Source organism: Pseudomonas sp. B20 (assembly GCF_020515755.1).
Classification (GTDB): Bacteria; Pseudomonadota; Gammaproteobacteria; order Pseudomonadales; family Pseudomonadaceae; genus Aquipseudomonas; species Aquipseudomonas syringae.
Map to the genome: position 1 here is coordinate 258,878 of NZ_JAHPJG010000005.1, position 26,129 is coordinate 285,006.

At 60.8% G+C, this 26,129-nt stretch carries 22 protein-coding genes and 1 pseudogene; 16 read left to right on the forward strand and 7 right to left on the reverse strand.

Going from position 1 to position 26,129, the window contains the following annotated elements; genetic code table 11:
- Positions 1–17: 17 nt before the first annotated feature.
- From LIX91_RS07705 to LIX91_RS07720, 4 genes are all read right to left on the reverse strand, one after another.
- A complete protein-coding gene (locus LIX91_RS07705; protein WP_016568113.1) occupies positions 18–1,277 on the reverse strand; it encodes a metal-dependent hydrolase family protein in 1,260 nt (419 codons plus the stop codon).
- On the reverse strand, positions 1,274–2,584 hold the full coding sequence (locus LIX91_RS07710; RefSeq protein WP_003416564.1) for an MFS transporter: 1,311 nt from the start codon (positions 2,582–2,584) through the stop codon (positions 1,274–1,276). Before LIX91_RS07710 ends, LIX91_RS07705 begins: the two co-directional genes overlap by 4 nt.
- Positions 2,585–2,772: 188 nt before the next feature.
- The gene (locus LIX91_RS07715; RefSeq protein WP_201417575.1) at positions 2,773–3,684 is read right to left on the reverse strand and encodes a LysR substrate-binding domain-containing protein; all 912 of its coding nucleotides are present in this window, start codon (positions 3,682–3,684) and stop codon (positions 2,773–2,775) included.
- 24 nt (positions 3,685–3,708) lie between these two features.
- Entirely contained in the window at positions 3,709–4,614 is a 906-nt protein-coding gene (locus LIX91_RS07720) for a LysR substrate-binding domain-containing protein (RefSeq protein WP_103688443.1), read from the reverse strand.
- Between the two features lie 150 nt (positions 4,615–4,764).
- Here LIX91_RS07720 and LIX91_RS07725 point away from each other — a divergent pair, with 150 nt between their 5' ends.
- Positions 4,765–7,812, forward strand: coding sequence for an FAD-binding and (Fe-S)-binding domain-containing protein (locus LIX91_RS07725; protein ID WP_226488277.1), 3,048 nt, complete (start codon positions 4,765–4,767; stop codon positions 7,810–7,812).
- 128 nt (positions 7,813–7,940) lie between these two features.
- Here the strand turns inward: LIX91_RS07725 and yghX are convergent, their stop codons facing one another.
- Complete coding sequence (gene yghX / locus LIX91_RS07730; protein WP_003416575.1) at positions 7,941–8,828, reverse strand: YghX family hydrolase; 888 nt, start codon at positions 8,826–8,828, stop codon at positions 7,941–7,943.
- A 404-nt stretch (positions 8,829–9,232) separates the two neighbouring features.
- Between yghX and LIX91_RS07735 the strand changes: the two genes are divergently transcribed.
- From LIX91_RS07735 to LIX91_RS07785, 11 genes and pseudogenes are all read left to right on the forward strand, one after another.
- Positions 9,233–10,288, forward strand: coding sequence for a GGDEF domain-containing protein (locus tag LIX91_RS07735; protein ID WP_003410389.1), 1,056 nt, complete (start codon positions 9,233–9,235; stop codon positions 10,286–10,288).
- Between the two features lie 107 nt (positions 10,289–10,395).
- Complete coding sequence (locus LIX91_RS07740) at positions 10,396–11,346, forward strand: LysR family transcriptional regulator (RefSeq protein ID WP_003402669.1); 951 nt, start codon at positions 10,396–10,398, stop codon at positions 11,344–11,346.
- Positions 11,347–11,661: 315 nt separating this feature from the next.
- On the forward strand, positions 11,662–13,122 hold the full coding sequence (locus LIX91_RS07745; RefSeq protein WP_032702977.1) for an NAD(P)-binding domain-containing protein: 1,461 nt from the start codon (positions 11,662–11,664) through the stop codon (positions 13,120–13,122).
- Positions 13,119–14,089: pseudogene (locus LIX91_RS07750) on the forward strand (ABC transporter permease). Before LIX91_RS07745 ends, LIX91_RS07750 begins: the two are co-directional and overlap by 4 nt.
- A complete protein-coding gene (locus LIX91_RS07755) occupies positions 14,086–15,006 on the forward strand; it encodes an ABC transporter permease (RefSeq protein ID WP_226488278.1) in 921 nt (306 codons plus the stop codon). Before LIX91_RS07750 ends, LIX91_RS07755 begins: the two are co-directional and overlap by 4 nt.
- Positions 15,003–16,016: an ABC transporter ATP-binding protein gene (locus tag LIX91_RS07760; RefSeq protein ID WP_003416583.1), complete on the forward strand. Its 1,014-nt coding sequence runs from the start codon at positions 15,003–15,005 to the stop codon at positions 16,014–16,016. The genes LIX91_RS07755 and LIX91_RS07760 overlap by 4 nt, the downstream gene beginning before the upstream one ends.
- A complete protein-coding gene (locus LIX91_RS07765; RefSeq protein ID WP_003416585.1) occupies positions 16,006–17,019 on the forward strand; it encodes an ABC transporter ATP-binding protein in 1,014 nt (337 codons plus the stop codon). The genes LIX91_RS07760 and LIX91_RS07765 overlap by 11 nt, the downstream gene beginning before the upstream one ends.
- Before the next feature lie 51 nt (positions 17,020–17,070).
- Positions 17,071–18,636 carry an ABC transporter substrate-binding protein gene (locus tag LIX91_RS07770; protein WP_226488279.1) on the forward strand — a complete coding sequence of 522 codons (1,566 nt, stop codon included), beginning with the start codon at positions 17,071–17,073 and terminating at the stop codon, positions 18,634–18,636.
- A 70-nt stretch (positions 18,637–18,706) separates the two neighbouring features.
- Positions 18,707–19,234, forward strand: coding sequence for a CMD domain-containing protein (locus tag LIX91_RS07775; protein ID WP_003410397.1), 528 nt, complete (start codon positions 18,707–18,709; stop codon positions 19,232–19,234).
- Entirely contained in the window at positions 19,234–19,821 is a 588-nt protein-coding gene (locus tag LIX91_RS07780; protein WP_226488280.1) for a peroxidase-related enzyme, read from the forward strand. The genes LIX91_RS07775 and LIX91_RS07780 overlap by 1 nt, the downstream gene beginning before the upstream one ends.
- Before the next feature lie 104 nt (positions 19,822–19,925).
- Positions 19,926–20,723 (forward strand): phosphodiesterase, encoded by a 798-nt coding sequence (locus LIX91_RS07785; RefSeq protein WP_226488281.1) that lies wholly within the window; start codon positions 19,926–19,928, stop codon positions 20,721–20,723.
- Positions 20,724–20,751: 28 nt separating this feature from the next.
- On the opposite strand, the gene LIX91_RS07790 is transcribed toward LIX91_RS07785, so the two are convergent.
- Both LIX91_RS07790 and LIX91_RS07795 read right to left on the reverse strand, forming a co-directional pair.
- Positions 20,752–21,087, reverse strand: a complete 336-nt coding sequence (locus LIX91_RS07790; protein WP_003410401.1) for a DMT family transporter — start codon at positions 21,085–21,087, stop codon at positions 20,752–20,754.
- Between the two features lie 24 nt (positions 21,088–21,111).
- Positions 21,112–22,227, reverse strand: a complete 1,116-nt coding sequence (locus tag LIX91_RS07795) for a type III PLP-dependent enzyme (protein WP_181017060.1) — start codon at positions 22,225–22,227, stop codon at positions 21,112–21,114.
- 550 nt (positions 22,228–22,777) lie between these two features.
- Here LIX91_RS07795 and LIX91_RS07800 point away from each other — a divergent pair.
- The 4 genes from LIX91_RS07800 to LIX91_RS07815 are packed head-to-tail and all read left to right on the forward strand — an operon-like array spanning position 22,778 to position 26,129.
- Entirely contained in the window at positions 22,778–23,848 is a 1,071-nt protein-coding gene (locus LIX91_RS07800; RefSeq protein ID WP_226488282.1) for a DUF6001 family protein, read from the forward strand.
- Complete coding sequence (locus LIX91_RS07805; protein WP_003416601.1) at positions 23,845–24,396, forward strand: DUF6031 family protein; 552 nt, start codon at positions 23,845–23,847, stop codon at positions 24,394–24,396. Before LIX91_RS07800 ends, LIX91_RS07805 begins: the two co-directional genes overlap by 4 nt.
- On the forward strand, positions 24,393–25,649 hold the full coding sequence (locus tag LIX91_RS07810) for an aspartate aminotransferase family protein (protein WP_103688449.1): 1,257 nt from the start codon (positions 24,393–24,395) through the stop codon (positions 25,647–25,649). The genes LIX91_RS07805 and LIX91_RS07810 overlap by 4 nt, the downstream gene beginning before the upstream one ends.
- 12 nt (positions 25,650–25,661) lie before the next feature.
- Positions 25,662–26,129: a type II toxin-antitoxin system RatA family toxin gene (locus tag LIX91_RS07815; RefSeq protein ID WP_003402649.1), complete on the forward strand. Its 468-nt coding sequence runs from the start codon at positions 25,662–25,664 to the stop codon at positions 26,127–26,129.

Consider the following 26,129-nt stretch of genomic DNA (forward strand, 5'->3'; position numbering starts at 1 on the left):
CACGCACTGACCAGGCGTCAGACCAGAGTGTTCTTGCGCACATGACCGCCCTGAACAATCATCGCCAGGTGCTCGCCCTGACCGACCAGGCAACTGATATCGCTCAGCGGGTCGCCATCCACCACCAGCAGATCGGCTATCGCACCGGCGGCGATACAGCCCAGTTCGCCTTCACGCTGAAGGATCTGCGCCGCCACACTTGTCGCACTGCGCAGCGCTGCCAGATTACCCAGCAGTTCTGCGCGAATCTTCAATTCATGAGTCTGGTACTCATGCATTTCCCCCAGCAAATCCGAGCCATAGCCCATTGGTACGCCCGCTTCGGCGAACAGTAACAGGGCATTGCGCCCGGCCTGGCGCACATCCTCGATCTTGGCGACCGAGTCTGCCGGCAGCCCGAAGCGTTCGCCATATTCGGCGAGCATTTCGTAAGTGACCTGGGTGGGTACCGCAAATGCGCCTTTCTCAGCCATCAGCCGCGCGGTGTCGGCATCGACCAGATTGCCATGTTCGATGGTTCTGACGCCGCATTCGATGGCCCGGCGAATCGCCCGAGCGGTGTAGGCGTGGGCCATGACGTAGGTGTTGGCAGCGGCGGCCTCATCGACGATGGCGCGGATTTCAGCTTCGCTGTATTGGGTGTTGGCAATCGGGTCGGTTGGCGAGGACACACCGCCCGAGGCCATGATCTTGATCTGGTTGGCGCCTTGCTGCAGCTCTTCGCGCACCGCCAGGCGCACGTTGTCGACGCCATCCACCACGCGGGCGATGGCCCCGGCGCGGAAGCAGCAGGAGCAGGGCTCGTTGAGCAGCAGTTCGCCGCGTGCGCGCATGTCGCCATGGCCGCCGGTCTGTGACAGTGCCTTGCCCGATGCGAAGATGCGCGGGCCGGGAATCAACCCCATCTGAATCGAGCGGGCCAAAGCCCAGTCAGCGCCCCCGGCATCGCGCACGGTGGTAAAACCACGGTCGAGCATCGCCGCCAGAATCGGCAAGGCGCGGTACATGATGATTGCGTTGGGTTGCAGGGCGTTCATGCCCAGGTTGGCGTTGGAAGCCAGAACATGCACGTGGCAGTCGATCAGGCCGGGCATCAGTGTTCTGCCACCCAGATCGATGACCTGAGCGCCCGCCGGGGCCGGTTCACCTTCGGCACGCACCGCGACAATGCGCTCACCCTCGATCACGACCTCCTGGCCCGAAATCAGTTGTCCTTGTTGCACGTCCAGCAGGCGGCCGTTGCGCAGGATCAGGTGTGTGGCTTCAGTGGTACTCATTGGTAAGCTCCAGACAAGGGTTGATGGGCCGCAGGCGCACGGTCGTGATAAAGCATTGCGCCAATACCGCTGACGATGGCGGCGAACATGATGTAGAAGGCCGGCGCCAGGTTGCTGCCGGTCGAGGCAATCAGCCAGGTGATGGTGAAGGTGGCAAACCCGCCGAAGATCGTGACGGCGAAGTTGTAGGCCACCGAAAGCCCGGTGGACAGCACGTGGGTTGGCAGCAATTCACCGAAGGCTGCGAGGATCGAGCCGATGTAAGCGGAAATCAGCAGGCCGAGCACCAGCTCGAAGATCAACAGTGAAAACAGCCCCGGCATCTGGTTGATGAACAGAAACATCGGGTAGGCGCTGAGGAAGATGGCAATGGCCGAGCCCAGCAGCCAGGGGCGATGCCCGCTGCGGTCGGCCAGGGCGCCGACAATCGGCGTGGCGACGATCAGTACCGCGCCGCCCATCATGCCGGCGCTGAAGCCCATCCATGACGGCAGGCCGAGCACGCGCTGGGCGTAGGAGGGGATGTAAAACAGGATGGCATAGGTGCAGACGGTCCACAGCACGACCAGCGAAAAGCTGATCAGGGTCTGTCGCGGGTAGGTCTTGATCACTTCGCGCAGCGGCGATTCGACCGGTTTGGCAGCCTTGTAGGCAGGTGTCTCGTCAACCCGGCTGCGAATATAGAAGCCGACCGGCCCGATCAGCGTGCCGATCAGAAACGGCACCCTCCAGCCCCAGCTTTCGAGCTGTGCCTGGGTCAGGTAACTGGACAGCACCGCGCCCAGCGCGGAACCCAGTAGCACCGCTACGCCGATGCTGGCCTGAATCCAGCTGGAATAGAAGGCTTTTTTGCCCTCAGGCGCATGCTCGGTGAGAAACGCCGTGGCGCTGCCCATCTCGCCACCGGCAGAGAAGCCTTGCAGCAGGCGCGCCAGGACAATCAGCAGCGGTGCCAGATAGCCGATCTGCGCAAAGCTGGGGGTCAGCCCGATGATCAGCGTACCCAGTGCCATCAGCAGGATGGTCAGCGACAATGCCGCTTTGCGCCCGCGCTTGTCGCTGTAGATGCCCAGCACAATGCCGCCCACCGGACGCATGAAAAAGCCCACCCCGAAGGTCGCCAGCGCCAGCAGGTAAGACGTCAGTTCGCTGCCGGTGGGGAAGAACACCTTGGCGATGATCACCGAGAAGAAGCTGTAGACCGTGAAGTCGAACCATTCAAGGCCATTGCCGATCACCGTGGCGACCACCGCGCGGCGTGCCTTTTGTTCATGGGTGCGTGAAGCAGAGGATTGTAATGTGCTCACCGGATAAGCTCCTGCATGCGATACACGCAGGGAAGCCCCCTGCATCGGCTGCATTGATTGAGGGGCAGGGTAGGTACGAGTGCGGCTGAGTCAGGTCTTTTTGCCCGTTTCAGTCGAGAGTAGGCGCTGGGCTGATTTTAAGAAAACGCTTATTACGCAGATTTGCATGCGCCAAGCGCATGCAGGTTTCAGAGCGGTGGAGCCACTGTGGCGAGTTCGTCTGCCAGCCATTTCTCGAAGGCGCGTGCGGCACGCCGAGGCGTCTTGCCGCTGGGTGTCAGCAGATAATAGCCGCCTACCGCGCCGACGCTTTTGCGGCAGGCGGGCACCAGCGCGCCGGACTGCACGTGGCGGTCGATCATCGGCTGCCAGCCGAGCACGATGCCATGCCCGGCGACCGCCAGATCGACCAGCACCGGATACAGGTTCACGGTCATGCGCTTGCGGATCAGTGAGGCATCGACACCCTGGCGGCCGAACCAGTCACCCCACGACAACCATTGACGCTGGCCGTCTTCGAGCATTAGCAGGCAATGATCCAGCAGTTGCGCGGGCTCCAGCAGGCGCCCGCCCAGGTAGTCAGGCGAGCAGTAAGCGTTGACCGATTCGGCGAACAGCAGACGGCTGTCGAGACCCGCCGGTGAGACTTCGCGCAGAAAATACAGCGCCAGATCGAATTCGGCGCGAATCAGCGAATCCAGCCCGTCGACCACGCGCAGGCGGATATCCACGGCCGGGAAGGCGTCGCGATAACGTCCCAGCAAAGGCCCCAGCCACAAGGCCGCTACGCCGCTGGAGCAAGCCAGGGTCAGCTGCTGATCGCCGCTGTGAGTGATCACCTGAGCGGTGGCCTCGGCGCACAGGGTCAGTACGCGCTGGATCTGCTCGGCGTAAATCTGCCCGGCGACCGTCAGATGAATGCGCTTGTGCTCGCGACGAAACAGCGCGCGGCCGAGGAATTCCTCCAGTTGCGCAACCTGACGGCTGATCGCGCTCTGGGTCAGGTTCAGTTCGGTGGCGGCACGCGTGAAACTGCCATGCCGGACGGCAGCTTCGAAAGCGATCAGGTTCTGCAGCGGCGGAAGGGGCTCGATACGCACAGTGGCTCCTGTTGCGGGCAGCTTTTACAAAGGGTCGGGAAACGGCGTCGACAGCAGCCAGTCCCTGAACACGCACAGTGATGGCAGGTTCTGAAAACGCGTGGCGTAAGCCAGGTAATAATTGCGTCCGCTGTCCAGAGGCTCGAACAGGGTGACCAGTTCGCCACTGTGGATTTCGTCCTGCACCAGAATGCGCGGCACCAGCGCGATACCAATGCCGGCCGCGACGGCCTGGATCAGGTGCGAGGTCAGTTCGAAACTCGGACCGGGGCGCATGATGTGGTGGTCCAGCCGATTACTGTCGAACCAGTCCGACCAGGCATTGGGCCGCGACACCACGCTCAGCAACGCATGCTGGGCCACCTGCGCCGGGGTCATCGACTGGTAGCCGGCAAGGGCAGCCGGGCTGGCAATGACCACCAGTTTTTCACTGACCAACGGATGGGCGATGTAACCGGGCCAGCTGCCGTTGCCGGCACAGATGATTGCGTTCATTTCGCTGGCGGCGGGCGTCAGGTCGGCATGCACGATGCGTGAATGGATATGCACCACATAGCCCGGATGCCGGGTGTAAAAGTCATTCATCCGTGGCAGCAGCCACTTCGAGCCGAAGGTCGGCAGCACGGCCAGATGCAGCGTGCCGCCTTCGGCCTTGTGCGCGATGGTTTGCAGCGTCGCACTGCGAATGCGGCCCAGCGCGGCGGCCAGCTCATGCTGATACAGCGCGCCTGCGGTAGTCAGCTCGATGCGTCTGCCATCGCGCTTGAACAGTTCAACTTCCAGTTGTGCCTCCAGCGCCTGAACCTGCCGGCTGACGGCGCTCTGGGTCAGGGCCAGTTCGTCTGCGGCCTTGGTGAAGCTGCCATGCCGCGCGGCGGCCTCGAAGGCGAGCAGCAGCGACATGGAGGGCGTCAGTCTTCGGGTGTTCATTCATAAAACTCATGGAAAAACGGCAGGTTTTACGTTTGCACTGAAGCATGACAGGCCGGAGAATCACGCTAACCGTTGATAACGCCATGCATTCGAGCGTTTCGAAGCATACGTGCTTTGCATATAAAACGCCTAGCGAGGAAGACCACCATGATTGCGCTGTTGAAACCGACTTCCGAGCAGGTCGGTCACTATGACCGTTTCCTCAATGCCCTGGCGGAGGCCGGCTTTCGTGGCGAAATAGCCCGTGACCTCGGTTCGCGCACAGTGCTGGCCACTGACAACTCCATCTACCAGCGCCTGCCACAGGCTGCCGTGTTCCCGATGGACAGTCATGACGTCGCAATCGTCGCCCGGCTGGCGGCGCGGCCCGAGCACCAACAGGTGGTATTGACCCCGCGTGGCGGCGGCACCGGGACCAACGGGCAGTCGCTGACCGACGGCGTGGTGGTCGACCTGTCGCGGCATATGAACGCTATTCTCGAGATCAACGTCGAGGAACGTTGGGTGCGCGTGCAGACCGGTGTGGTCAAGGATCAGCTCAATGCCGCGCTCAAGCCGCACGGGCTGTTTTTCGCGCCGGAACTGTCGACCTCCAACCGCGCCACGATTGGCGGCATGATCAACACCGATGCCAGCGGGCAGGGCAGTTGCACCTACGGCAAGACCCGTGATCACGTCCTTGAGCTGTCCACGGTGTTGCTGGGCGGTTCGTACGTCAACAGCCATGCATTGAGTGCCGGGCAGCTGGCCAGCGAACAGGCACGCGTCGACCGCGCCGGCGACGTCTATCGCTGCGCGCAGGAGATTGCCGATACGCAGGCCCAATTGATCAAGGATGTCTTTCCACCGCTGAACCGCTGTCTGACGGGCTACGATCTGGCGCACCTGCGCGAGGAAGACGGGCGTTTCAACCTCAACAGCGTACTCTGCGGTTCTGAAGGCTCACTGGGGTTTATCGTCGAGGCCCGACTCAACGTCCTGCCGATTCCCAAACATTCGATTCTGGTCAACGTTCGCTATGCCGGTTTCATGGACGCCCTGCGGGACGCCAAGGCCTTGATGGCGCACAAGCCGCTGTCCATCGAGACCGTGGACTCCAAGGTGCTGATGCTGGCCATGCAGGATATCGTCTGGCATGGCGTGGCCGAGTATTTCCCCCAGGACCCTGCAACGCCGACGCTGGGCATCAACCTGATCGAGTTCAGCGGCGATGAGTTGAGTGAGGTGGAACAGCGCGTTCATGCGTTCGTTGCGCACTTGCAGACCGACAGGTCGGTGCTGCGCCTCGGCCATACGCTGGCGGCTGGCAGCGCTGCAGTGAACCGCGTGTACACCATGCGCAAGCGTTCGGTGGGGCTGCTCGGCAACGTCAAGGGGGAAGCGAGGCCGCAGCCGTTTGTCGAAGACACTGCCGTGCCCCCGGAAAATCTCGCCGACTACATTCAGGAGTTCCGTGCGCTGCTGGACAGCTACGGGCTGCAATACGGCATGTTTGGCCATGTGGATGCCGGTGTGCTGCACGTGCGACCGATTCTGGACATGAAGGACCCCGCGCAGGCGGCGCTGATTCGGCCAATCTCCGACGCCGTCGCCGCGCTGACAAAGCGCTACGGCGGGCTGCTCTGGGGCGAGCATGGCAAGGGCTTGCGTTCGCAATACGTGCCTGAATATTTCGGCGAGTTGTATCCCGCATTGCAGGCCCTCAAGGCCGCCTGCGACCCGTTCAACCAGCTTAACCCCGGCAAGATCGCCACGCCTGCCACAGTGCCGGAATCACGCTTGACGCTGGTGGATGAAGTGACGTTGCGCGGCGACCTGGATCGCACGATCGATGAACGGGTCTGGCAAAGCTACGACAGCGCGCTGCACTGCAATGGCAACGGCGCCTGTTACAACTATGACACCGACGACGCCATGTGCCCGTCGTGGAAAGCCACCCGTGACCGCATTCACTCACCCAAGGGCCGCGCTTCGCTGGTCAGGGAATGGCTGCGCCTGCAAGGCGAGCAGGACGTCAACGTGCTCACCGCCAGCGCCAGGGCGCGCAGTGCCAATGTGCTGAAAAGCCTTGCCGAGCGAACCGTCAACAGTATCGCCAGGGTGGCGGGGCAGAAGGATTTCTCCCACGAAGTCTACGACGCCATGGCCGGTTGCCTGGCCTGCAAGTCGTGCGCGGGACAGTGCCCGGTGAAGGTCAACGTGCCCGAATTCCGTTCGCGCTTTCTTGAGCTGTACCACAGCCGCTACCTGCGCCCGATCAAGGATTACCTGATTGGCTCGCTGGAGTTCAGCATTCCGCACCTGGCGCGCTTTCCGAAGCTGTACAACGCGATCATGGGCGCAAGGCCGGTGCGTTACCTGCTTGAGCATGTAGCCGGTATGGTCGACAGCCCGTTATTGAGCCTGACCGACTTCCGCGCGGCCTGCGCTCGCTGGAATGTGGGCATCGCCACTCCGCAGCGTCTGGCCGCGTTGAGCGAGCAGGAGCGCAAGCGCACGGTGGTGCTGGTTCAGGATGCATTCACCCGATATTTCGAAACCCCGCTGGCGGCAGACTGGCTGGAGCTGATTTCGCGCCTCGGTTATCAGGTCTACCTCGCACCGTTTGCGCCCAATGGCAAGCCGCTGCAGGTGCAGGGTTTTCTGCAGGCGTTCGAGAAGGCGGCGGGTTTCAACAGTCAGTCGCTGGGCAAGCTGGCCGGGTACGGCATCCCGCTGCTCGGTCTGGACCCGGCCATGACCCTGGTTTACCGCCAGGAGTACAGCAAGACGCTGGGCAGCGAGAACGTGCCCGAGGTCATGCTGCCGCAGGAATGGCTGGCGTCTACGGTCGAGGAAGGTCGTGATAGCGCGTCGGCAGAAACGTACTACTTCCTGCCGCATTGCACTGAAAAGACCAACGAGCCCGCCAGTGTCGGCCTCTGGCAGAAAGCTTTCGCCCGCGCCGGGCTCAAGCTGGAAGTGCTGGCCAGCGGCTGCTGCGGCATGTCCGGCACCTATGGGCATGAAACCCGAAACGCGAAAACCAGCGACACCATCTATCGTCAGTCCTGGCAGCCACTGGTGGCGCGGCATGGCGGTGAAGGTCGACTGGTCGCCGATGGCTACTCATGCCGCAGCCAGGTCAAACGCCAGGATGGCAAAGTGGTGAAGCATCCCTTGCAAGTACTGCTGGAGCGGGTGAGGGCGCTATAGAGAGGACGCGGAGCGTCCAGAACGGCATGACGACGCGGAGCGTCGCACGATAGTGGTATTTTCCAGCGCGGGAATGCCTTGCGTGATGCGGCGCGTCAACGATCTGTGCCGCGCCGTTCGGCCAGAACTTAAACCAGATACTTGTTAAACCACCCCAATGTACGATCCCAGGCCAGTTTGGCCGCAGCTTCGTCGTAACGTGGGGTGGAGTCGTTGTGGAAGCCGTGATTGGCGCCCGGATAAATGTACGTTTCGTACGTCTTGCCCGCAGCTTTCAAGGCTTTTTCATAGGCCGGCCAGCCTTCGTTGATGCGGGTATCCAGTTCGCCGTAGTGAATCATCACTGGCGCCTTGATCTTCACCACGTCTTCGGCATTGGGCTGACGCCCGTAGAACGACACCGCAGCGCCCAGCTCGGGATACGCAACCGCCGCGGCATTGGCCACACCGCCGCCGTAGCAGAAACCGGTGATGCCGACCTTGCCGGTGGTCGCGTCATGCTTCATCAGCCACTCGATGGCGGCAAAGAAGTCGTTCATGAGCTTTTCCGGGTTGACCGTCTGCTGCAGCTCACGGCCCTTGTCATCGTTGCCCGGATAGCCGCCGACCGACGACAGTCCATCAGGTGCCAACGCAATGAAACCGGCTTTGGCAACGCGGCGCGCCACGTCTTCGATGTAAGGGTTCAAGCCGCGATTCTCGTGTGCCACAACCACTGCCGGTACTTTTCCGGCGGCTTTGGCCGGACGTACCAGATAGCCGCGAACCTGACCATGCCCCTTGGGCGAAGGGTAGGACACATACTCGGCAATAATGTCCGGGTCGGTGAACTCCACCTGTTCGGCCAGCGCGTAGTTGGGGCTCAGCGAGGCAAGCAGCGCGCTGGCGGTCAGGCCGCCAAAGGTGAACAGCGCTGCACGATCGAGAAACTCGCGCCGATTGATCCTGCCGTGCGCGTAGTAGTCATACAGTTCAAGCAGTTCAGGAGCAAAGTCTTTTGCGGTAAGACGTTCCATCGGTAGGCTTCCTTCCGAATCATTCAGGGCTGCCTGCATCTTGGCGGGCTGACGAGCAATAGGTGATCGACACAAGGTTCGCTCCCGATAGTATTTCCGGAGCATCGGGTCCGCTACTGTAAAACGACGAAAAACCGCCAAACGCTGCCCGGGAGTGCAAACTCGCCGCATATTGCCAGACGCTGCCGACGGCCAGCGGACTATGAAAAAGTCAGGCACGGGATTGCACTACCCGGGCTCAATGATGTCCATTTGAGTCCTTCGGGCATTCACCGGGTTCGGGCGCTGCAGACAAACATATTATTGAGTCGCTGTATAAAGCGGCGTCGGTTCAGGCCGACAATACGTCATGATCTCAACCCTACGCGGCGGGTCATATTCCACCTGCATTTCGAGATAACGTGATGATGAGCCTTCCGACGGAAGACCGCACCCAGCTGTTCAAGGACACGGCTATCCAGTTCTGGAAACACATCACCCCGATCGTTTATGTCGCTCTGGGCATTCACTGTGTGTGGCTGACAGTGTTCCTGGGGCTGGGCATGAAGATCATGTGGATGGCGAACATCGCCAGCACGCTGATTTACGTCAACTGCATCTACCTGATCCGCAGGCGTCGGCATCGACAAGCCGGACAATTGATGTGTCTGGAGATCATCGGCCATGCCGTGCTCGCGACGTGGCAACTGGGCTGGGAAAGCAACTTCAGTTTTTACATATTCTGCGTGATTCCCGTCATTGCCTTCACGTTTCAACTGAACGTCATCAGACGCATTGCCTACAGCGTGGCGATTCTGCTGTCGCTGGTGGGCTGCTTCGCCTTTCGCCGATACACAGGGCAGGGGTCCGGTCTCAGCCAGAACGTGCTGGATGCGTTCGGTATCGTCAACGTACTCTCAGCGACCACTCTGTCGATTTACGCCACTGCACTGTCGGTACGTTTCACCTCGTCGATGCAACTGAGCCTGTTTCATATCGCCAACCGCGACAGCCTGACCAATCTCTACACGCGCAGACGAGTGCTGCATCGCATACGCGAACTGGAAGCCAGACGGCAGGGGCTGTCGGCTTCGTTGATCCTGCTGGACATCGATCATTTCAAACAGATCAATGATATCCACGGGCATGAAACCGGCGATGTGGTTCTGCAACGGGTCGCCGAGATCATCGGTTCAAGCGTGCGCAGTAGCGATATGGCGGCGCGCTGGGGCGGCGAGGAGTTTCTGGTGCTCATGCCTGACACCACGCCCGAAGACGCGCTGCGCGCGGCCGAACGTATCTGGCGGCGTATCGCCGAAGAGGCCGGGCGGATCAATGAGCGCATCATTGCCGTCAGCGCCACGGTTGCTGTGGCGACCATCGCCACAGGCGAGGCGTTCCAGCTGGCCCTCAATCGCGCCGACACGTCGCTGTACATGGGCAAACAGCAGGGCCGGAACCGGGTAATGATCGCCGGATGAGGTGCTTGCTCACGCCAGACGCTACCAGCGTGTAGACTTTCGCGCTTTGAACCGGGGAGCACAGCGTCGTGCTTCCTCATCGGCGGTGTATCGATCAAGGCATGCTTATGGATTTGCGTCAGCTCGAAGCCTTCGCGGCGGTCATGTCGGCAGGCAGTGTCACGGCAGCAGGGAAAATGCTCGGCCGCTCTCAGCCCTCGGTCACCCGGGCCATTCAGGAACTCGAGCAGGAGCTGGGCTTTGCGTTGTTCGAACGCAGCGGGCCTAAGGTCACGCCTACCCACAAGGCGTTCATGATGTATGGCGAAGTGGAGAGTGCGCTGCTGGGTGTGCGCAACATCCGCCAGCGCGCGCAGCACATTGCCCAGGAGGAGAACCACCAGATCAAGCTGGTGGCGATCTCGGCCCTGGCGGCCGGCCTGCTGCCCACAGCCTTGTCGCGCCTGCCCGAGCACCTGCGCCCGCAACAGATTCAGTTGCAGAGCATGTCTCCGGAGAATGTGGTTCAGGCTGTTCTGTCGAAAACCATGGATCTGGGGGCGGTCAGCCTGCCGCTGGAGCATCGTGGTCTGGAAATCCACTGGATCGGCGAGGCGCCTTGTGTGGCGGTATTGCCAGCCGATTCAGCGCTGGCCGCTCATGAGGTGCTGTCGATGGAGCTGCTGCGTCAGCAAACGCTGATCACCATGGCCAACCCGTATCGCTTTCGTCGGCGCATCGACAAGGCGTTTCAGGAGGCGGGTGGTCAGCCGCCGCGCATGCTGGACACCAATACGTCGCTGATTGCCATGCAGATGGCCAGGGTCGGGCTGGGCATTGCGCTGGTCGATCCGTTCACAGCAATGGGCGTGCCGGTGCAAGGCGTGGTAGTCAGACCGATCGCCTGCAACATTCCGTTTTTCTTCGGACTGATTTCCGCCTTCGCCAGCCCGTTGTCGGATGTGGCGCGCGCGCTGATCGATGAGATTGCCGACAGCGCAAAAATTCTCTTGCCGGAAATGATCATGCACGAAGCCAGCGCGCACGATGCCCTGTTACAGAGCATTTATGCCGAGTGAGTGGGCCATCCAGACAGCATTCAGGCCCGGGTGCTGGTAACGCTTGTCGTAGCGCAAGACTGAAAATCGACGCAGCGCGTCCGTGAATATCCTTCGTAACCCTTCGTTACACAACACGCAAAGCTCGCTTAAATTCTATTTTGGAATATAAATATGCTTTTTTGCGCGTTGCTAGAATAAAAAACGGCTTTTACTATTCGAATTAAGCATTCAAGGGCTTTAAGAATTCACTTATCACACTATTGGAATGATTCTTGAAGTGCTTTGAATCAAGGCTCGGGCTTGTGGCCCGATCATTTTTTCGAGTACCGATCAATGTCCGATGTGAATGCACCCGCTGGCCTGGCTGCTCTGGAAGCTCGTTTGCAGCAGGATCTGGTCTGGCTGGATCTGCCCGCCAAACCCTGGGTCAAGCCAAGGATCAGCGCAGGGCAGGCCGTGCTCGACGTGGCGATCATCGGCGGAGGCATGGCCGGTCTTGCCCTGTCCGCAGAGCTGCGCAATCTAGGTGTAGCGGCGGTCATTTTCGATCAGTCACCAGCGGGTTTCGAAGGCCCCTGGGCCACCACGGCGCGAATGGAAACCCTGCGTTCGCCAAAGCAGTTGACCGGACCGGCGCTGGGCTTGCCAGCGCTGACGTTTCGCGCTTGGTACGAAGCGCAATTCGGCGTCGACGGCTGGGCGTTGCTGGACAAGATTCCACGTTTGCAATGGGCCGAGTATCTGCGCTGGTATCGCAAGGTGCTGGCACTGGACGTACGCAATGAGCACCGCATTAGCCGGGTAGCGCCCAGAGCGGACGGTCTGATTGAACTGGACGTCGTCACGCCGGTACAGACGCGATTTCTGCTGGCCCGCCATGTGGTGCTCGCCACGGGGCGTGACGGTCTTGGCGGCCCTTGGGTGCCGGACTTTGCCCGGCAGTTGCCGGAGCATTTGTGGACGCATTCGGCGGCGGGTTTGCAGGACAGCTGGTTCGCCGGCAAACGCGTTGCGGTCATTGGCGGTGGCGCCTCGGCGATGGATAGCGCCGCCACGGCGCTGGAGGCTGGTGCAACGCGGGTCGATCTGCTGATCCGGCGCACCGAGCTGCCGCGCATCAACAAAGGCAAAGGCGTCGGTAATCCCGGCATGGTGCATGGCTACTGGCGCCTGCCGGACATCTGGAAATGGCGCATTCGCCATTACCTCAATACCCAGCAAGTGCCACCACCGCGCGGCAGTACGCTCAGAGTGTCCGCTTCCGGCAAGGCGCGGTTCATGCTCGACAGCCCGGTGCTTTCCGTCGAACAGAGCGCTGCCGGGGGCGTCTGGCTGAATACGCCGAAGGCGCGTATCGAGGCGGATTTCGTGGTATTTGCCACCGGGTTTCGCACCGACTTCCGGCAGCGTCCGGAGTTTGCGCCATTCTCTGCGCAGATCCGTGTCTGGCAGGATCGCTTCGACGCACCGAGTGGCGAAACCGATGCGGAACTGGCTGTGCTGCCGGATCTGGGCAACTGCTTTGAATTTCAGGAAAAGACCGCAGGCGCCTGCCCGGGGCTGAACCACATTCACTGCTTCAGTTATCCGGCCGCGTTGAGCTATGGCGCGGTGTCCGGGGACATTCCTGCCATCAGCGAGGGTTCCAAACGTCTGGCGCATGCCCTGGTCGGGCAGTTGTTCAACGAGGACATCGACCTGCATTTCGACACCATGCTCGATTACGCCGAGCCAGAGCTGCTGGGCGATGAGTGGGTGGTCAGCCAGCCAGACGCCGCAGAGCTGCGCCAATGATCGGCTGGGCGCTGCGTCGGTTGACTCAATCGTTGCTGGTCATCCTGTTGATGACGCTGGTGGTGTTCGTCGGCCTCAATGCCATCGGCAACCCGATGGACATTCTGGTCGGTGAAGACCTCAATCAGGCCGAGCGTCTGCAGGCCATCGCGCATTTGGGCCTGGACCAGCCGCTGTGGCAGCAGTACCTGATTTTTCTCAAGGGCGCGATCCACGGCAATCTGGGGCAAAGCTTCGTGTATCACGAGGATGCCATGCGCCTGATTCTGCAGCGCTTGCCCGCAACCTTCGAGCTGGCGTTCAGTGCCCTGTTTCTGGCGGTGGTCATCGGTGTGCCGCTGGGCATGTTTGCCGGCATGTACCCCGAGCATCCGCTGTCCCGGCTGATGATGGCCGCCAGCATTGTCGGCTTCTCGCTGCCAGCCTTCTGGGTGGCCTTGATGATGATCATGCTGTTCTCCATCACCCTGGGCTGCCGGCCAGCGGCCGCGGCGGAACCCGTGAGTGGCTGGGTGTGCAATGGTCATGGCTGACGCTGGACGGTTTGCAGCACCTGTTATTGCCGGCGCTGAACCTGGCGTTGTTCAAGATTTCCCTGGTGCTGCGCCTGACCCGAGCCGGCGTGCGCGAAGTGCTGCCCCAGGAGTTCGTCAAGTTCGCCCGGGCCAAGGGCCTGTCACCGATGCGTGTGATGTGCATGCACGTCATGCGCAACACCATGATTCCGGTGGTGACGGTGCTGGCCATGGAACTGGGCTCGACCATTGCCTATGCCGTGGTGACTGAAAGCATTTTCGCCTGGCCGGGTGCTGGCAAGCTGATTCTCGACAGCATCAACATGCTTGATCGCCCTGTGGTGGTCGCTTACCTGATGGTGGTCGTGGTGATTTTCGTGGTGCTCAACCTGATCGTCGACGGCTTGTATTACCTGCTGGACCCACGCGTACGCATCGAGGCATCCCGATGAATGTCATTGAAAAAGCCCCGATCGGCAGCACGCTGCTGCAGGCCCAATCGCCCTGGCGGCGAGTGCTGACCGAGTTCTTCAGCTCGCCCACGGCGGTGACGGGCCTGGTAGTCCTGCTGATCATTGTGCTGGTTGCAGCCCTGGCGCCGTGGATTGTGGCGCAGAACCCCTACGACCTGATGCAGCTCAACGTCATGGACGCGCGCATGCCGCCTGGCAGCCTCAATGGGGACAGCGGTTACACCTATTGGCTGGGCACTGACGGGCAGGGCCGCGATCTGGTCTCGGCGATTATCTATGGCCTGCGCATCAGCCTGTGGGTCGGCATTGGCTCGGCGTTGATTGCGGCAGTGCTCGGTACGCTGCTCGGGCTGGTGTCTGCGTATGTAGGCGGCTGGCTCGATGCTTTGCTGATGCGTCTGGTCGACCTGCTGCTGTCGTTTCCGGTGATTCTCATGGCGCTGATGATTCTTGCCTGGCTGGGCAAGGGTGTCGGCAACGTGATGCTGACCCTGATCTTGCTCGAATGGGCTTATTACGCCCGCACAGCGCGCGGTCAGGCGCTTACCGAAAGCCGCCGTGAATACGTTGATGCAGCGCGCGGGCAGGGCGTTGGTCCGCTGCGCATTGTGATCGGCCACATTCTGCCCAACTGCCTGCCGCCGCTGATCGTGATCGGCGCGCTGCAGATCGCCCGCGCCATCACTCTGGAAGCGACCCTGTCGTTTCTCGGTCTGGGTGTGCCGGTGACCGAGCCGTCGCTGGGGCTGCTGATTGCCAACGGCTTTCAGTACATGCTCAGCAACGAATACTGGATCAGTCTGTTCCCAGGCCTGGCGCTGTTGATCACGATCGTGGCCATCAACCTTGTCGGTGATCGTTTGCGCGATGTCCTGAACCCGAGGCTGCAGCGATGAGCCTGCCTGAAATGTCGTCTGTGCCTGACGCAGTCCAACAGCCGACCCTGGAGGTGCGCAACTTGTGCACTTCGTTTTATACCCGCGCCGGGGTGTTGCCGGCGGTGCGCGATGTGTCGCTGCGCGTGGAGCCGGGACGCATTCTCGGCCTGGTCGGTGAGTCCGGTTCGGGCAAGTCGGTCACCGGCTTTTCGATACTCGGCCTGGTCGATGAACCCGGGCGCATCAGCGGCGGCCAGGTGCTGTTCAAGGGGCGTGATCTGACCAGACTGTCTGCCTCGCAACTGCGTAGCATTCAGGGCAATCGGGTAGCGATGATCTTTCAGGACCCGATGATGACCCTCAATCCGGTGCTGCGGGTCGATACGCAAATGATCGAGGCCGTACGAGCCCACAGCGCGCTGAGCAAGCGCGAGGCCCGCGAACATGCCAGCCGCACGCTGGCGCTGATGGGCATCGCCAGCCCGGAAGAACGTTTGCGCGCCTATCCGCATCAGTTGTCCGGCGGCATGCGCCAGCGGGTGGCGATTGCCATCGCGCTGCTGCATGCACCGGACCTGATCATCGCCGATGAGCCGACCACGGCGCTGGACGTGACTATTCAGGCGCAGATTCTCAGTGAAGTGCAGAAGCTGGTGCGCGAACAGGGCACTTCGCTGATCTGGATCACCCATGATCTTTCCGTGATCGCGGGGCTGGCTGACGATCTGGCGGTGATGTACGCCGGACGCATCGTCGAACAGGGGTCGGTCGCCGATGTACTGGATCGCCCGCAACACCCCTATACACAAGGGCTGATCGACAGCCTGCCAAGTCGCAACCAGCGCGGTCAGCGCCTGCGGCAGATCCCGGGCATGGCCCCCGACCTGCTGTCGATGCCGGTCGGTTGTGCTTTCGCGGCGCGCTGCCCCAGAGCCTCGCAGGTCTGTGCCCAGGAGCCTCAACCCCACGAGGCGCGACCGGGCCAGACGGTTCGCTGTTTTCACCCAGGAGCGGCCGATGCCCAGTGATCAGATTCCCCTCATCGAGCTGCATCAGGTCAGCAAGACCTTCGGCAAAGCCGTGGATGAGCGCTCCCTTCAGGGGCTCCTGCAACGGCTGCACCTTACCCGTGCAAAACCGGTGACCCATGCGGTGGATCGCGTCGATCTGCGCATTGCGCGCGGTGAAGTGGTCGGGCTGGTGGGCGAGTCAGGCTGTGGCAAATCGACCCTGGGGCGCATGGTTGCCGGGCTGCTGCCGGTCTCTTCAGGCAGTACATCAGTGGACGGAAAACCGCTGGAGAGCCTGACCCCGCAGGAGCGCAAGGCGCTGCGCCTGAAAGTGCAGATGATTTTTCAGGACCCTTCGTCAAGCCTCAACCCGCGTCTGCGGGTCGACCGGATCGTCGGCGAAGGTGCGCTGTTACACGGCCTGACCGACCGCAAGGGCGCAGATGATTACGTCAGTGCGCAATTGCAGCGTGCCGGGCTCAGTCCGCAATTGCGTCAGCGCTATCCGCATCAGTTCAGCGGTGGCCAACGCCAGCGCATCGGGATTGCCCGTGCGCTGGCGGTGCAACCGGAACTGCTGGTGTGCGACGAGTCGGTGGCGGCGCTGGACGTATCGATTCAGGCGCAGATCCTCAATCTGTTCATGGACCTGCGCGACGAGCTGGGCCTGACTTATCTGTTTATCAGCCATGACCTGGGCGTCGTCGAGCACCTCTGTGATCGGGTCATCGTGATGTACCTGGGCCGTGTGGTCGAGACAGCATCGGTCGATGACCTGTTCGCGCGGGCCAATCACCCGTACACCCAGGCTTTGCTGGCGCAGATCCCGCGCTTCGATATTCGCAGTACCCGTTATGACGCGATCCAAGGGGAAATCCCCAGCCCGCTTGACCCGCCTGCCGGGTGTCATTTCCACCCTCGCTGCCCGCACGCCATGGCGCGCTGTCGCGAGGAAGTTCCAGCGCTGCGGGAGGTTTCGCCGAATCACCAGAGCGCCTGTCACCTGAATGACCAACGCTGAACGGGCACCTCAAGCCCGTCACCCTCTGCCATTGCGTACAAGGAATCACCCATGAAACCACTCGTTCGTTCGTTGTTAGCGTCGGCCCTGCTGCTGGCCGCCGGCAGTGTCACGGCACAGGACTTGCGCATCGGTTATGCCGACCCGGTCTCGTCCCTCGATCCACAGCTCAATAACTATGCGGGAGACCGTTCGGTAGCGTTGCATGCCTTCGAGTCGCTGGTCAGCCGCCGTGACGACAAGACCCTGCCAGGCCTGGCCAAGAGCTGGAAGGTGGTGGACGACACCACCTGGGAGTTCGCCCTGCGTGATGACGTCAAATGGCAGGATGGCACGCCGCTGACCGCTGATGACCTGGTCTTCTCCTTCGAGCGCGCGCGAAACGTACCCGGCAGCGTGGCCTCTTACGCAGGGGCCATGCGTACCGTGGAATCGGTCAAGGCCAAGGACGATCACACACTGATCATCAAGACCCGTTCGCCCAATGCCAACCTGCTGCCGGACATCGATTCGATCTATATCGTCAGTCGCCACACCGGTGCGGCAGCCAGCAGCGCCGATTACAACTCGGGCAAGGCGATGATCGGCACCGGGCCTTACCGGTTTGTCTCGTTCGTGCCGGGCGATCGCACGATATTCGCTCGCAACGACAATTACTGGGGGGGCAGACCGACCTGGGACAAGGTTGATTTCCGTTTCATCGCCAACGCCGCTAACCGTACCGCGGCCTTGCTCGCGGGCGATGTCGACGTGATCGACAAGGTATCGCCTACCGATGTGGCGCGCCTGCGCAAAACGCCGAACGTCAATGTCTTCGCCTATCAGGGGCTGCGTGCGCTGATCATTCAGCCGAGTTTCCGTGCTGGCCCGAACGAGTTCATTCGCGACAATGCGGGCAAGCCGCTGGCCGAAAACCCGCTGCTGGATGTACGTGTGCGCAAGGCGCTGTCCCTGGCGATCAATCGTCCGGCCATCAACGAGCGCATCATGCAAGGCACCGTCACCGAAGCCAATCAATGGATGCCGGCCAATACGTTCGGTTACAACCCGCAGATCAAGAACATTCCCTATGACGTCAAACAGGCCAAGGATCTGCTGGCGCAGGCAGGCTTTCCCGAAGGCTTCCAACTGACTGTGCATGTGCCGGGCGACCGTTATCCGCAGGCGCCGGAGGTCATGCAGGCGGTGGCGCAGTTCTGGACGCGGATCGGCGTCAAGGTTCAGCTGGAGGTATTGCCGTGGGCGGTTTACGCGGGCAAGGCCAACAAGAATGAACTGGCGATCAGCGTGATTGCCTGGGGCAATGGCACCGGCGAGGCGGCGTATGCCCTGACCAATATTCTGACAACAGTCGACAGCAGCAAAGGGCAGGGCGCTTCCAACTGGGGGCATTACAGCAATCCGCTGGTGGACAAGGCCCTGGCTGATTCGACCGCTGAATTCGACGAGGCCAAGCGGCGCAAGATTCTCCAGGACTCGGTGCAGATTGTCAGCGACGACGTCGGCATCATCCCTCTGTTCCATTACCAGAACATCTGGGCAGCGCGCAAAGGCCTCAAGGTCGAGCCATTGGTCAGCGACCGCACTGCAGCGACCATGGTCACCGAGCAGCCTTGATTCTCTTCCATCAACGCGCCGCTTTTGCCAGCGGCGGCGCGAATGCAACCACAGCATCGCAGGACCTTTCATGACATCGACCACTGAACATTCAACGATACCGGACGTGCTCGACAGCCTGCTGGGCATCGCACCGGGCAGCCCGCTGCACGCGGTTCGTCATGCGCGGGAAAAGGTGGCCCTGGCGACCCAGGGCAGTCAGGACTTGTTTTTCGACCCGGCACTGGCGCACAACCTGTCACTGAGCGAACGCCTCTGGGTGGCGTATTACGCAACGCTGCTGAGCGCGCAGCCGACCCTGAGCGGGTATTACCTGTCGCAGTTGCAGACGGCGGGCGCCGAGGCAAACGTGCTGGCCGATGTGGACGCCAGCCGAATCGATCTGCTGGAAGACCCGCGTCTGGCGGCGATCCTGCGCTTCACGCGGACCTTGATCGAGTCTCCGGTAGACGGCGATCAAAGCGCATTGCAGGCGCTGCAACAACAGGGTCTGAGCACCGCTGAAATCGTGGTACTGGCGCAACTGATCGCCTTTCTGTCCTACCAGGTGCGTCTGGCCGCAGGGCTGGGTGCTTTAAAGTCTGCCGGAGCAGCCTGATGAGCGAACTCATAGAAATTGAAGGTTTTACCAATCAGGTGCTGGGCTGGAAAGCCTGGTTGCCCACCGTGGACCTCGACAGCGCGAGCGCCGAGCAGGTCGCTGTGCTTGAGGAAAGCCACCCGCAGGCCAAGACCTCGGATTACTACCTGACGCTGGCCCATCATCCGGACATTCTTCGCCAGCGCTCTCAGGCGTTCAACGCGATCATGTACGCCCCCGGCGGCCTGTCGCGCGCCGAGCGAGAGCTGGCTAGCACGGTGGTGTCGCGCATTAACCGCTGCGTGTATTGCGCATCGGTGCATGCGCAACGCTTCGAACAACTGGCCAAGCGCAATGACGTCATCGCCCAGGTGTTTGCCGACCCCGCAACGGCAGGTACCACGGCGCGTGAAAAAGCGATCGTGCAGTTCGCCATCGACCTGACGCTTGAACCGGCGTCGCTCATCGCCGGGCATATCCGGGCGTTGTACGAACAGGGGCTGGACGAGACACAGGTGCTGGACCTGATTCACGCCATCTCGATATTTGCCTGGGCCAACCGGCTTATGCTCCACCTGGGGGAGCCGGTGTTTCCCGAGGCGTGAGGGTGGCAGCGGCCAGGCCCAGTGCTTGAGGTGCAATCTGGCCCGGTCGTTGCAGGTTCACTGCGTCAGTGAACAAGCGACCCGGACACGATTGAGGTAATGGAATGCTGATAGCACACATTTCGGACACACATGTACGGCCCAGAGGGCAACTCTATCAAGGCGTGGTGGACTCCAATGCCATGCTGGCCGCCGCCGTCGACACGATAAATGCCCTGGACCCACCGCCCGATCTGATTGTGTTCAGTGGTGATCTTGTGGACGAGGGGCGGCCCGAAGAGTACGCGATGGCCCGGGAGTTGCTGCAGCCGCTGCGGCAAAAACTGCTGATGATACCGGGCAACCATGATCATCGGCAGAACCTGCGCGACGCCTTTCCCGAGCACGATTACTTCATCGATGATCAGGATTGCAGCTTCGTCTACTCAGGTCCTGCGCCGGTGCGCATCATTGGTCTGGATATCAGCGTGCCGGAGCAGCATCACGGCGATATGACCGACACTGCGACCCGGTGGCTGGATCGCACACTGGCGCTGGAGCCGGACAAACCAACGCTGATCATGATGCATCAGCCACCGTTTTCCAGCGGCATCCCCTACATCGATGCGTACCGTTGTGAAAGGGGGGAACGGCTGGCGGAGGTGGTCTGCAGATACCCGGCCATCGAGCGCATCGTCTGCGGGCATATTCATCGCTTCATGCAACTGCGCTTCGGCGGGGCGCTGATGTGTACGGCGCCGAGCACGACGACGGCCATCGCCTTGCGACTGCACCCCGAGGCTGTCGACGCATCCTATGTCGAACCGCCTGCATTGCTGCTGCATCACTGGAAAGCCGACACGGGCCTGATCACCCACTGGGTGCCGATAGGCCGTTTCGAAGGGCCTTTTGACTTCGCCTGAATGGGGACGATCCTGACAGCGCAGGCTGTCAGGTCGCCTGCTCCTTGGCCAGACTGACCAGAATGATGCCCGCGATGATCAGGCTGATACCGCCGATGGCCATCAGCGTGGGCACCTGCTGGTAGCGAAACGCTGCAATGACGGTGATCAGGGTAATGCCCAGGCCTGACCACATGGACGTGATCAGTGACATGGGCAAGTCTTTTTGTGCATACCCCAGACACACGATGCCAAGGCCATAGCCTGCTATCGAGGCAATGACCGGAACCCAGCGGGTGAAGCCGTTGCTTTCTTTGAGTGCAATAGTCGCTACAGTTTCGGCGACGATGCCTGCAAGCAGGAATAGGTAGGCTTTTATGAGCATGGCGGCAGATCGCTTTTCAGGCATTCAGGAAGGAAGAGAGATGATGCGGTCGGCGTAAAATCCGTTGAACGGCGTACGTAAGGACACCGAGTAAGCGCCGGTCGATTGGAACTCCAGCCAGTCGCCTTCCCTGATATCGCTGGCGAGCGAGTAGGGGAAGGCCAGGCGATCCATACTGTCGCAGGTGGGGCCAAAGATATTGAAGGTGTGTTCCGCTGCACCGCTGTAAGGGGCCGCGTCTCGCCACACGCGTGCGGGAAATTGCAGCCACTGCTGGGCGGAGAGCAAGCCGCCAAAAATGCCGGCACCACAGAAAACACTGTGCTCGCGTCTTGAAAGCACCCGTGCAAACAGCGACATGCCGCCGTACACCAGGCCACGACCCGCTTCACAGATCAAGTTCAGTTCCTTCAATGTCGGGCTGGTCTGAATGTGCTCGCAGACCCTGCCAACCAGGTCCGGCGTGTTACCCATGGAGTTCAGGTAATTGCCCGGAAACCCGCCACCGATATCCAGATGCCTGACATGCTGGGCGGTGTCGCGAACGATGGCGTCGGCGTCATCGAGGGCCGCGAGCCACGGGCCGTCTTCAATGGCTTGTGAGCCGACATGGAAGGAAAGCCCGAGTGACCAGTCAGTGCTGGCCGCCACTTGATGCACCAGTTGCGTCGCCAACGCCGGACTTGCCCCGAATTTGCCTCTAAGATCGTAAACCGCCGTCGACTCGGAGGGCGCGTAGCGTACGAACAGGTTGATCGTGCTGTCGCGCTCGGGCAGTACGTCCCGCAGCTTCAAGAGTTCCTCCTCACTGTCGAGTACAAATGAACGTACGCCATGTCGATAGTAGGCCTCGTGCAGGCAGTGGCGGGATTTCACTGGATTCATCAGGTATTGAACTGCGTCGGGCAGTGTGTTGTGCACCGTCTGCACCTCTGCAAGCGACGCCACGTCAAAATGATTGATACCGCCCTGGCTCAAGGCTTCAAGCACTTGCACGAGTGGATTGGCCTTCATTGCATATAGCACGGTACCTGGAAAACAGCCGCTGAATTGTTGCGCATTCCGGGTGATCCAGTGCGGGTCAACGGTATAGAAGGTGTCGTTGGTGTCATCGGCTAATTGTGCAAAGAGTCTGTCCACGTTGAACGCCCCTGATTTAGAAGTGTGGGCAAGTTTCGAGCAAGCTTCGTGCCACCACTTTATCGAGAGGCTGAACAACTTAATGAGCGCCGTTCAATAAACATGTATACAAGATGATCCACCAAAACAGGGCGATTTCGAAGTGTTCGAATCGGTGTGGTGCAGTTGATTGTGGGCACTTAAATAATAAACATAGGTAGCACTTTGCTACTCATAAAAGTGGTTTATAAATAATTTGATACATATATTAAAGTTGTCATATTCACTGTCTTATCGCAAAAAAGTGATTGAATTTAACGGCTTGGCGATTGGTCGGCAATGCTTAAGAACCGGTTGGCGATTATCTGACACTTTGCCAATACGCGATGATCAATAGCGGTGGCACGCCACTTGCTGGTACCCCATCGTGAAGTAATGGGGCTTGTTCCATTGCGTCAGCGCTCGCGTTAACGACGACAAAGTAATTCATGGTCATGGATCAGGCAGGGGGTTGTTCGGCAAGCCGAATAGCGACCCCAATGAAGTCACCGTTATCGAGTGGAAGGTGTACATGGACTTTCGTGCTTTTTATTCAGGCAACGCCCAGCAGTTTTTGGCCACACGCCAACTTGCTTTTTCCGAACTGGAAGAGGTTGTAAAACGCCAGTATGCCGATGCGCAACTGGCTCTAATTAGCAGCTCTCCAGTCCATGGCATCGCTAATGCGGCCAGCGATATAGACCTGATATGTGTGACCGATGGTCGGCAGTCCGATCAATCGATGGCTTCGCAGATTTACCACAATGAACACCATATGGAAGTGGTGGCCTTTGCCCGCGAAGAAGTTCAAAACGCGTTCTCCCAACTGGCGACGGACGCGCACAAAAGCACCGCCCAGAAACTCGTTGCGTTCAAGCAGTGGGACAAGCAGCAGGCGGTATCGCGAAAGTACCTGGAGCGTCTGGTCTGCGCGGTGTCGACCGATCAGTCGCTGCCTTATCTGGACAGTCAGAAGGACCTGAGCTCGATCTGGTCTGCAGCAGCGTTCGATGACTTTCGCCAAAGTGCCTGCTTCTCGGTGCTGGCCTGGCGCAGTGGCGAATACCGCGCGGCCGCCGCCTATGCCTGCAACGCCGCACTGTTTCTGATGAACGCGACGCTGGCCAGCCACGGCTGGGTCAATTCCAATCGCAAGTGGACGCTGTTGCGCTGGGACCGCGCGCTCAACAGGCACGGCATGCTCACCGACGACGGCCTTGCCCGTGCTATCGGGCAGCTATGGCAACGCGCCTATCCGGCCTGCGGCAATGGGTTGCAGGGCGCAGACCTCATGCACTTGTGTGAATTGACTCAACTCGCCGAGCAGACGTTCGCCTGCGAGGCCGCCTACGCCGAGCTGAAGCCGGGTATCGAGCGCTCCGCCGCCAGCAGGTTTTTGCCGGGGGTCGACTTCGTGCTCACCGATAACCAGCAGGCGACCCTGTTGACGCATCTGGACGTGCCGGAATTGCCCAGCACCCGCCCGATCGATCTGGCCGAGCAATCCCGGGAAGTGGCTGCGTGTTTTCTGCGCGCCGCACGGGCCGGGCTGGTCAGTTTCTCACTCAAGGATCAATACCCGATGCAGGGAGCACACGCATGATTGCCAGCACACAAGCCGTTCGCCAGTGGTTTCCCCGGCTCGCTGGCGGCTACGTATATCCGGCGGGCCCCTACACGCAAAAGCTGATATCGGTGGCCTGGTTGCTCATGACCGAGCTTGAGGCGTATCTGGAAGACCTCGAAGGTGCGGCGGACGAGCCGCTGGTGGTGGATGCGCTGAGAATCAAGCTGGCGGAACTGATGGTCGACATCGACTGCCGACTCGCCGGTGCCGATACCCCGAACGAGCTGCACCAGTTCGCGCTGTTCAGCGAGTATGGCCTGACCGATGTCATTGCCCACACAGGCCCCGTCGCCGTCGAATGGCTTGGCGTTCCCGCTGACAGTGCTGCAGGTCAAGACCATGAAGCAGAGCGACTGATCGAACTGTTCAAGGAACTGCTGGAAGCCTTTCCCGGGAAATTGTTCAACCCCTTGCTGCCGGGCACTCAAGGTCAGGTTTTGCGAACCCTGCGCGACTGGGACCGCTCCTGCCGCCTGGCAGGTGGCGATGCTGCCTTTCTGGCACCTTTGATGAGGTCTCTATGAACAGTCATGTCATGAGTGCGCCGGCGAGCGTGCCTGCGCGCAAATCATCATTCGTCGAACGCTACGGTGCGGTGTTTGGCCGTGAGCAAGGCCTTATGTTGCGCATGGCCGGGCTTACCGCAGCCGAACACACGGCCGAGGGTTCGTGGATAACCGATGACACCGGCCGCCGCTGGCTGGACTTCGGCTCCTTCGGGTTGCACCTGCTGGGCCATCGGCACCCTCAGGTCGTGGCTGCGCTGACGCGACAAGTGACATCACTGGGTCTTTCCAGCCGGATACTGGCCAACGAATCCAGTCTGAGCGCCGCCGAGCGGCTCGTGACGTGTGTCGGCCGTCCGGGCAACGGTGTGCTTTACGGCAACAGCGGTTCGGAGGTCATTGAAGCAGCCCTCAAGCTGGTACGCATGCAGACCGGCCGGCGGCGAGTCATCGCCTTGACCCACGCCTACCATGGCCGGACAAGTGGTGCGCTTGCGGTCAGTTATGGCTATCGCGGGCACGCTGCGCTGATGCACGCCGAAGATGTCGTGTTCATTGCTGCCGGTGATCTTGCTGCTGCACGCCAGGCGCTGGCAGAGGGCGATATTGCCGCAGTAATCGCCGAGCCGGTTCAGGGAGAGGGCGGAATCAGGCCGGTCGACCTGGATTTTCTGGGCGAACTTGCCGGTCTGTGTCACGAACATGGCGCGTTCATGATCCACGACGAGATTCAGTCCGGTCTGGGGCGCAGCGGATCGCTGATCTGCGGCGCGCCTGCCGACATCGTTGTGTTCGGCAAAACCCTGGGCGGTGGTGTGTTTCCGGTGGCCGCCGCCATTTATGACAGCAGCCGTTTCGGGGCACCGGCGCGTGATCCGGTCGTGCATGCCTCTTCCTACGCTGGCAGCGCCCTGGCGGGAGCCGTGGTCAACGCTGTGCTCGACGTGGTCAGCGATCCCGCCTTCTGTCAGCGCGTCAACGAGCTGGGGCAGGTGGCCATGAGCATTCTGCGTGCGCGTTTACAGGACTGTCCCGCCGTGGCTGAAGTGCGTGGCAGCGGCCTGATGATCGGGGTGGAATTCACCTCCAGCAACTATGTGGCGCAGACCCTGATCGAGGCCGCGCAGCGCAATGTACTGCTGGCTTTCTGCCTGAGCGCAACCTCCGTGCTGCGGGTCTATCCCGACGCGACCATCTCCCGAGACCACCTCGAACAAGGCATCAACAGTTTCTGTGATGCCGTCGATGCGGCTTATCGTTCCATTCAATGACGGAGATTTCCTATGCCTGATGTATCAACCAGTGTTCTTCTCGGTGATTTCGAGCCTGGCGAGGTCTGGCCGATTCTCTCGGACTTCGCTCGCTATCCCGACTTCATGAGCGATGTGCTGGAGGTGATCGTTCACCCCCGGCAGAGTGAATATGTTTCCAGTACGTGGCGCGTATTGATCAATGGCAGCGAGCTGACCTGGACCGAGCAGGACTGGCTGGTGACGGACGAGCGCATCGAGTTCAAGCAGACCGATGGCGACCTTGAGGTCTGGTACGGCGAGTGGTTGCTGATCCAGCGCGAAGACGGCTTGCACGTGGACCTGAACGTCACCTTCGACCTGGGCATCCCGTCACTGGCCGAAGTCCTGCACCCGATCGGTGAACGGGCGATTCGCGCCAACAACATCCAGATGCTGGACGGGATACGCAATCAGCTGCTCGCTCGCCGTCATCAGCGGGTTGCGGCAGGGGGTTGCTGA

Coding starts and splice junctions, on each gene's coding strand:
- LIX91_RS07705 (WP_016568113.1), bottom strand. CDS start 1,277: ATGAGTACCACTGAAGCCACACACCTGATCCTGCGCAACGGCCGCCTG.
- LIX91_RS07720 (WP_103688443.1), bottom strand. CDS start 4,614: ATGAACACCCGAAGACTGACGCCCTCCATGTCGCTGCTGCTCGCCTTC.
- LIX91_RS07725 (WP_226488277.1), top strand. CDS start 4,765: ATGATTGCGCTGTTGAAACCGACTTCCGAGCAGGTCGGTCACTATGAC.
- yghX (WP_003416575.1), bottom strand. CDS start 8,828: ATGGAACGTCTTACCGCAAAAGACTTTGCTCCTGAACTGCTTGAACTG.
- LIX91_RS07735 (WP_003410389.1), top strand. CDS start 9,233: ATGATGAGCCTTCCGACGGAAGACCGCACCCAGCTGTTCAAGGACACG.
- LIX91_RS07740 (WP_003402669.1), top strand. CDS start 10,396: ATGGATTTGCGTCAGCTCGAAGCCTTCGCGGCGGTCATGTCGGCAGGC.
- LIX91_RS07745 (WP_032702977.1), top strand. CDS start 11,662: ATGTCCGATGTGAATGCACCCGCTGGCCTGGCTGCTCTGGAAGCTCGT.
- LIX91_RS07755 (WP_226488278.1), top strand. CDS start 14,086: ATGAATGTCATTGAAAAAGCCCCGATCGGCAGCACGCTGCTGCAGGCC.
- LIX91_RS07760 (WP_003416583.1), top strand. CDS start 15,003: ATGAGCCTGCCTGAAATGTCGTCTGTGCCTGACGCAGTCCAACAGCCG.
- LIX91_RS07765 (WP_003416585.1), top strand. CDS start 16,006: ATGCCCAGTGATCAGATTCCCCTCATCGAGCTGCATCAGGTCAGCAAG.
- LIX91_RS07770 (WP_226488279.1), top strand. CDS start 17,071: ATGAAACCACTCGTTCGTTCGTTGTTAGCGTCGGCCCTGCTGCTGGCC.
- LIX91_RS07775 (WP_003410397.1), top strand. CDS start 18,707: ATGACATCGACCACTGAACATTCAACGATACCGGACGTGCTCGACAGC.
- LIX91_RS07780 (WP_226488280.1), top strand. CDS start 19,234: ATGAGCGAACTCATAGAAATTGAAGGTTTTACCAATCAGGTGCTGGGC.
- LIX91_RS07785 (WP_226488281.1), top strand. CDS start 19,926: ATGCTGATAGCACACATTTCGGACACACATGTACGGCCCAGAGGGCAA.
- LIX91_RS07790 (WP_003410401.1), bottom strand. CDS start 21,087: ATGCTCATAAAAGCCTACCTATTCCTGCTTGCAGGCATCGTCGCCGAA.
- LIX91_RS07800 (WP_226488282.1), top strand. CDS start 22,778: ATGGACTTTCGTGCTTTTTATTCAGGCAACGCCCAGCAGTTTTTGGCC.
- LIX91_RS07805 (WP_003416601.1), top strand. CDS start 23,845: ATGATTGCCAGCACACAAGCCGTTCGCCAGTGGTTTCCCCGGCTCGCT.
- LIX91_RS07810 (WP_103688449.1), top strand. CDS start 24,393: ATGAACAGTCATGTCATGAGTGCGCCGGCGAGCGTGCCTGCGCGCAAA.
- LIX91_RS07815 (WP_003402649.1), top strand. CDS start 25,662: ATGCCTGATGTATCAACCAGTGTTCTTCTCGGTGATTTCGAGCCTGGC.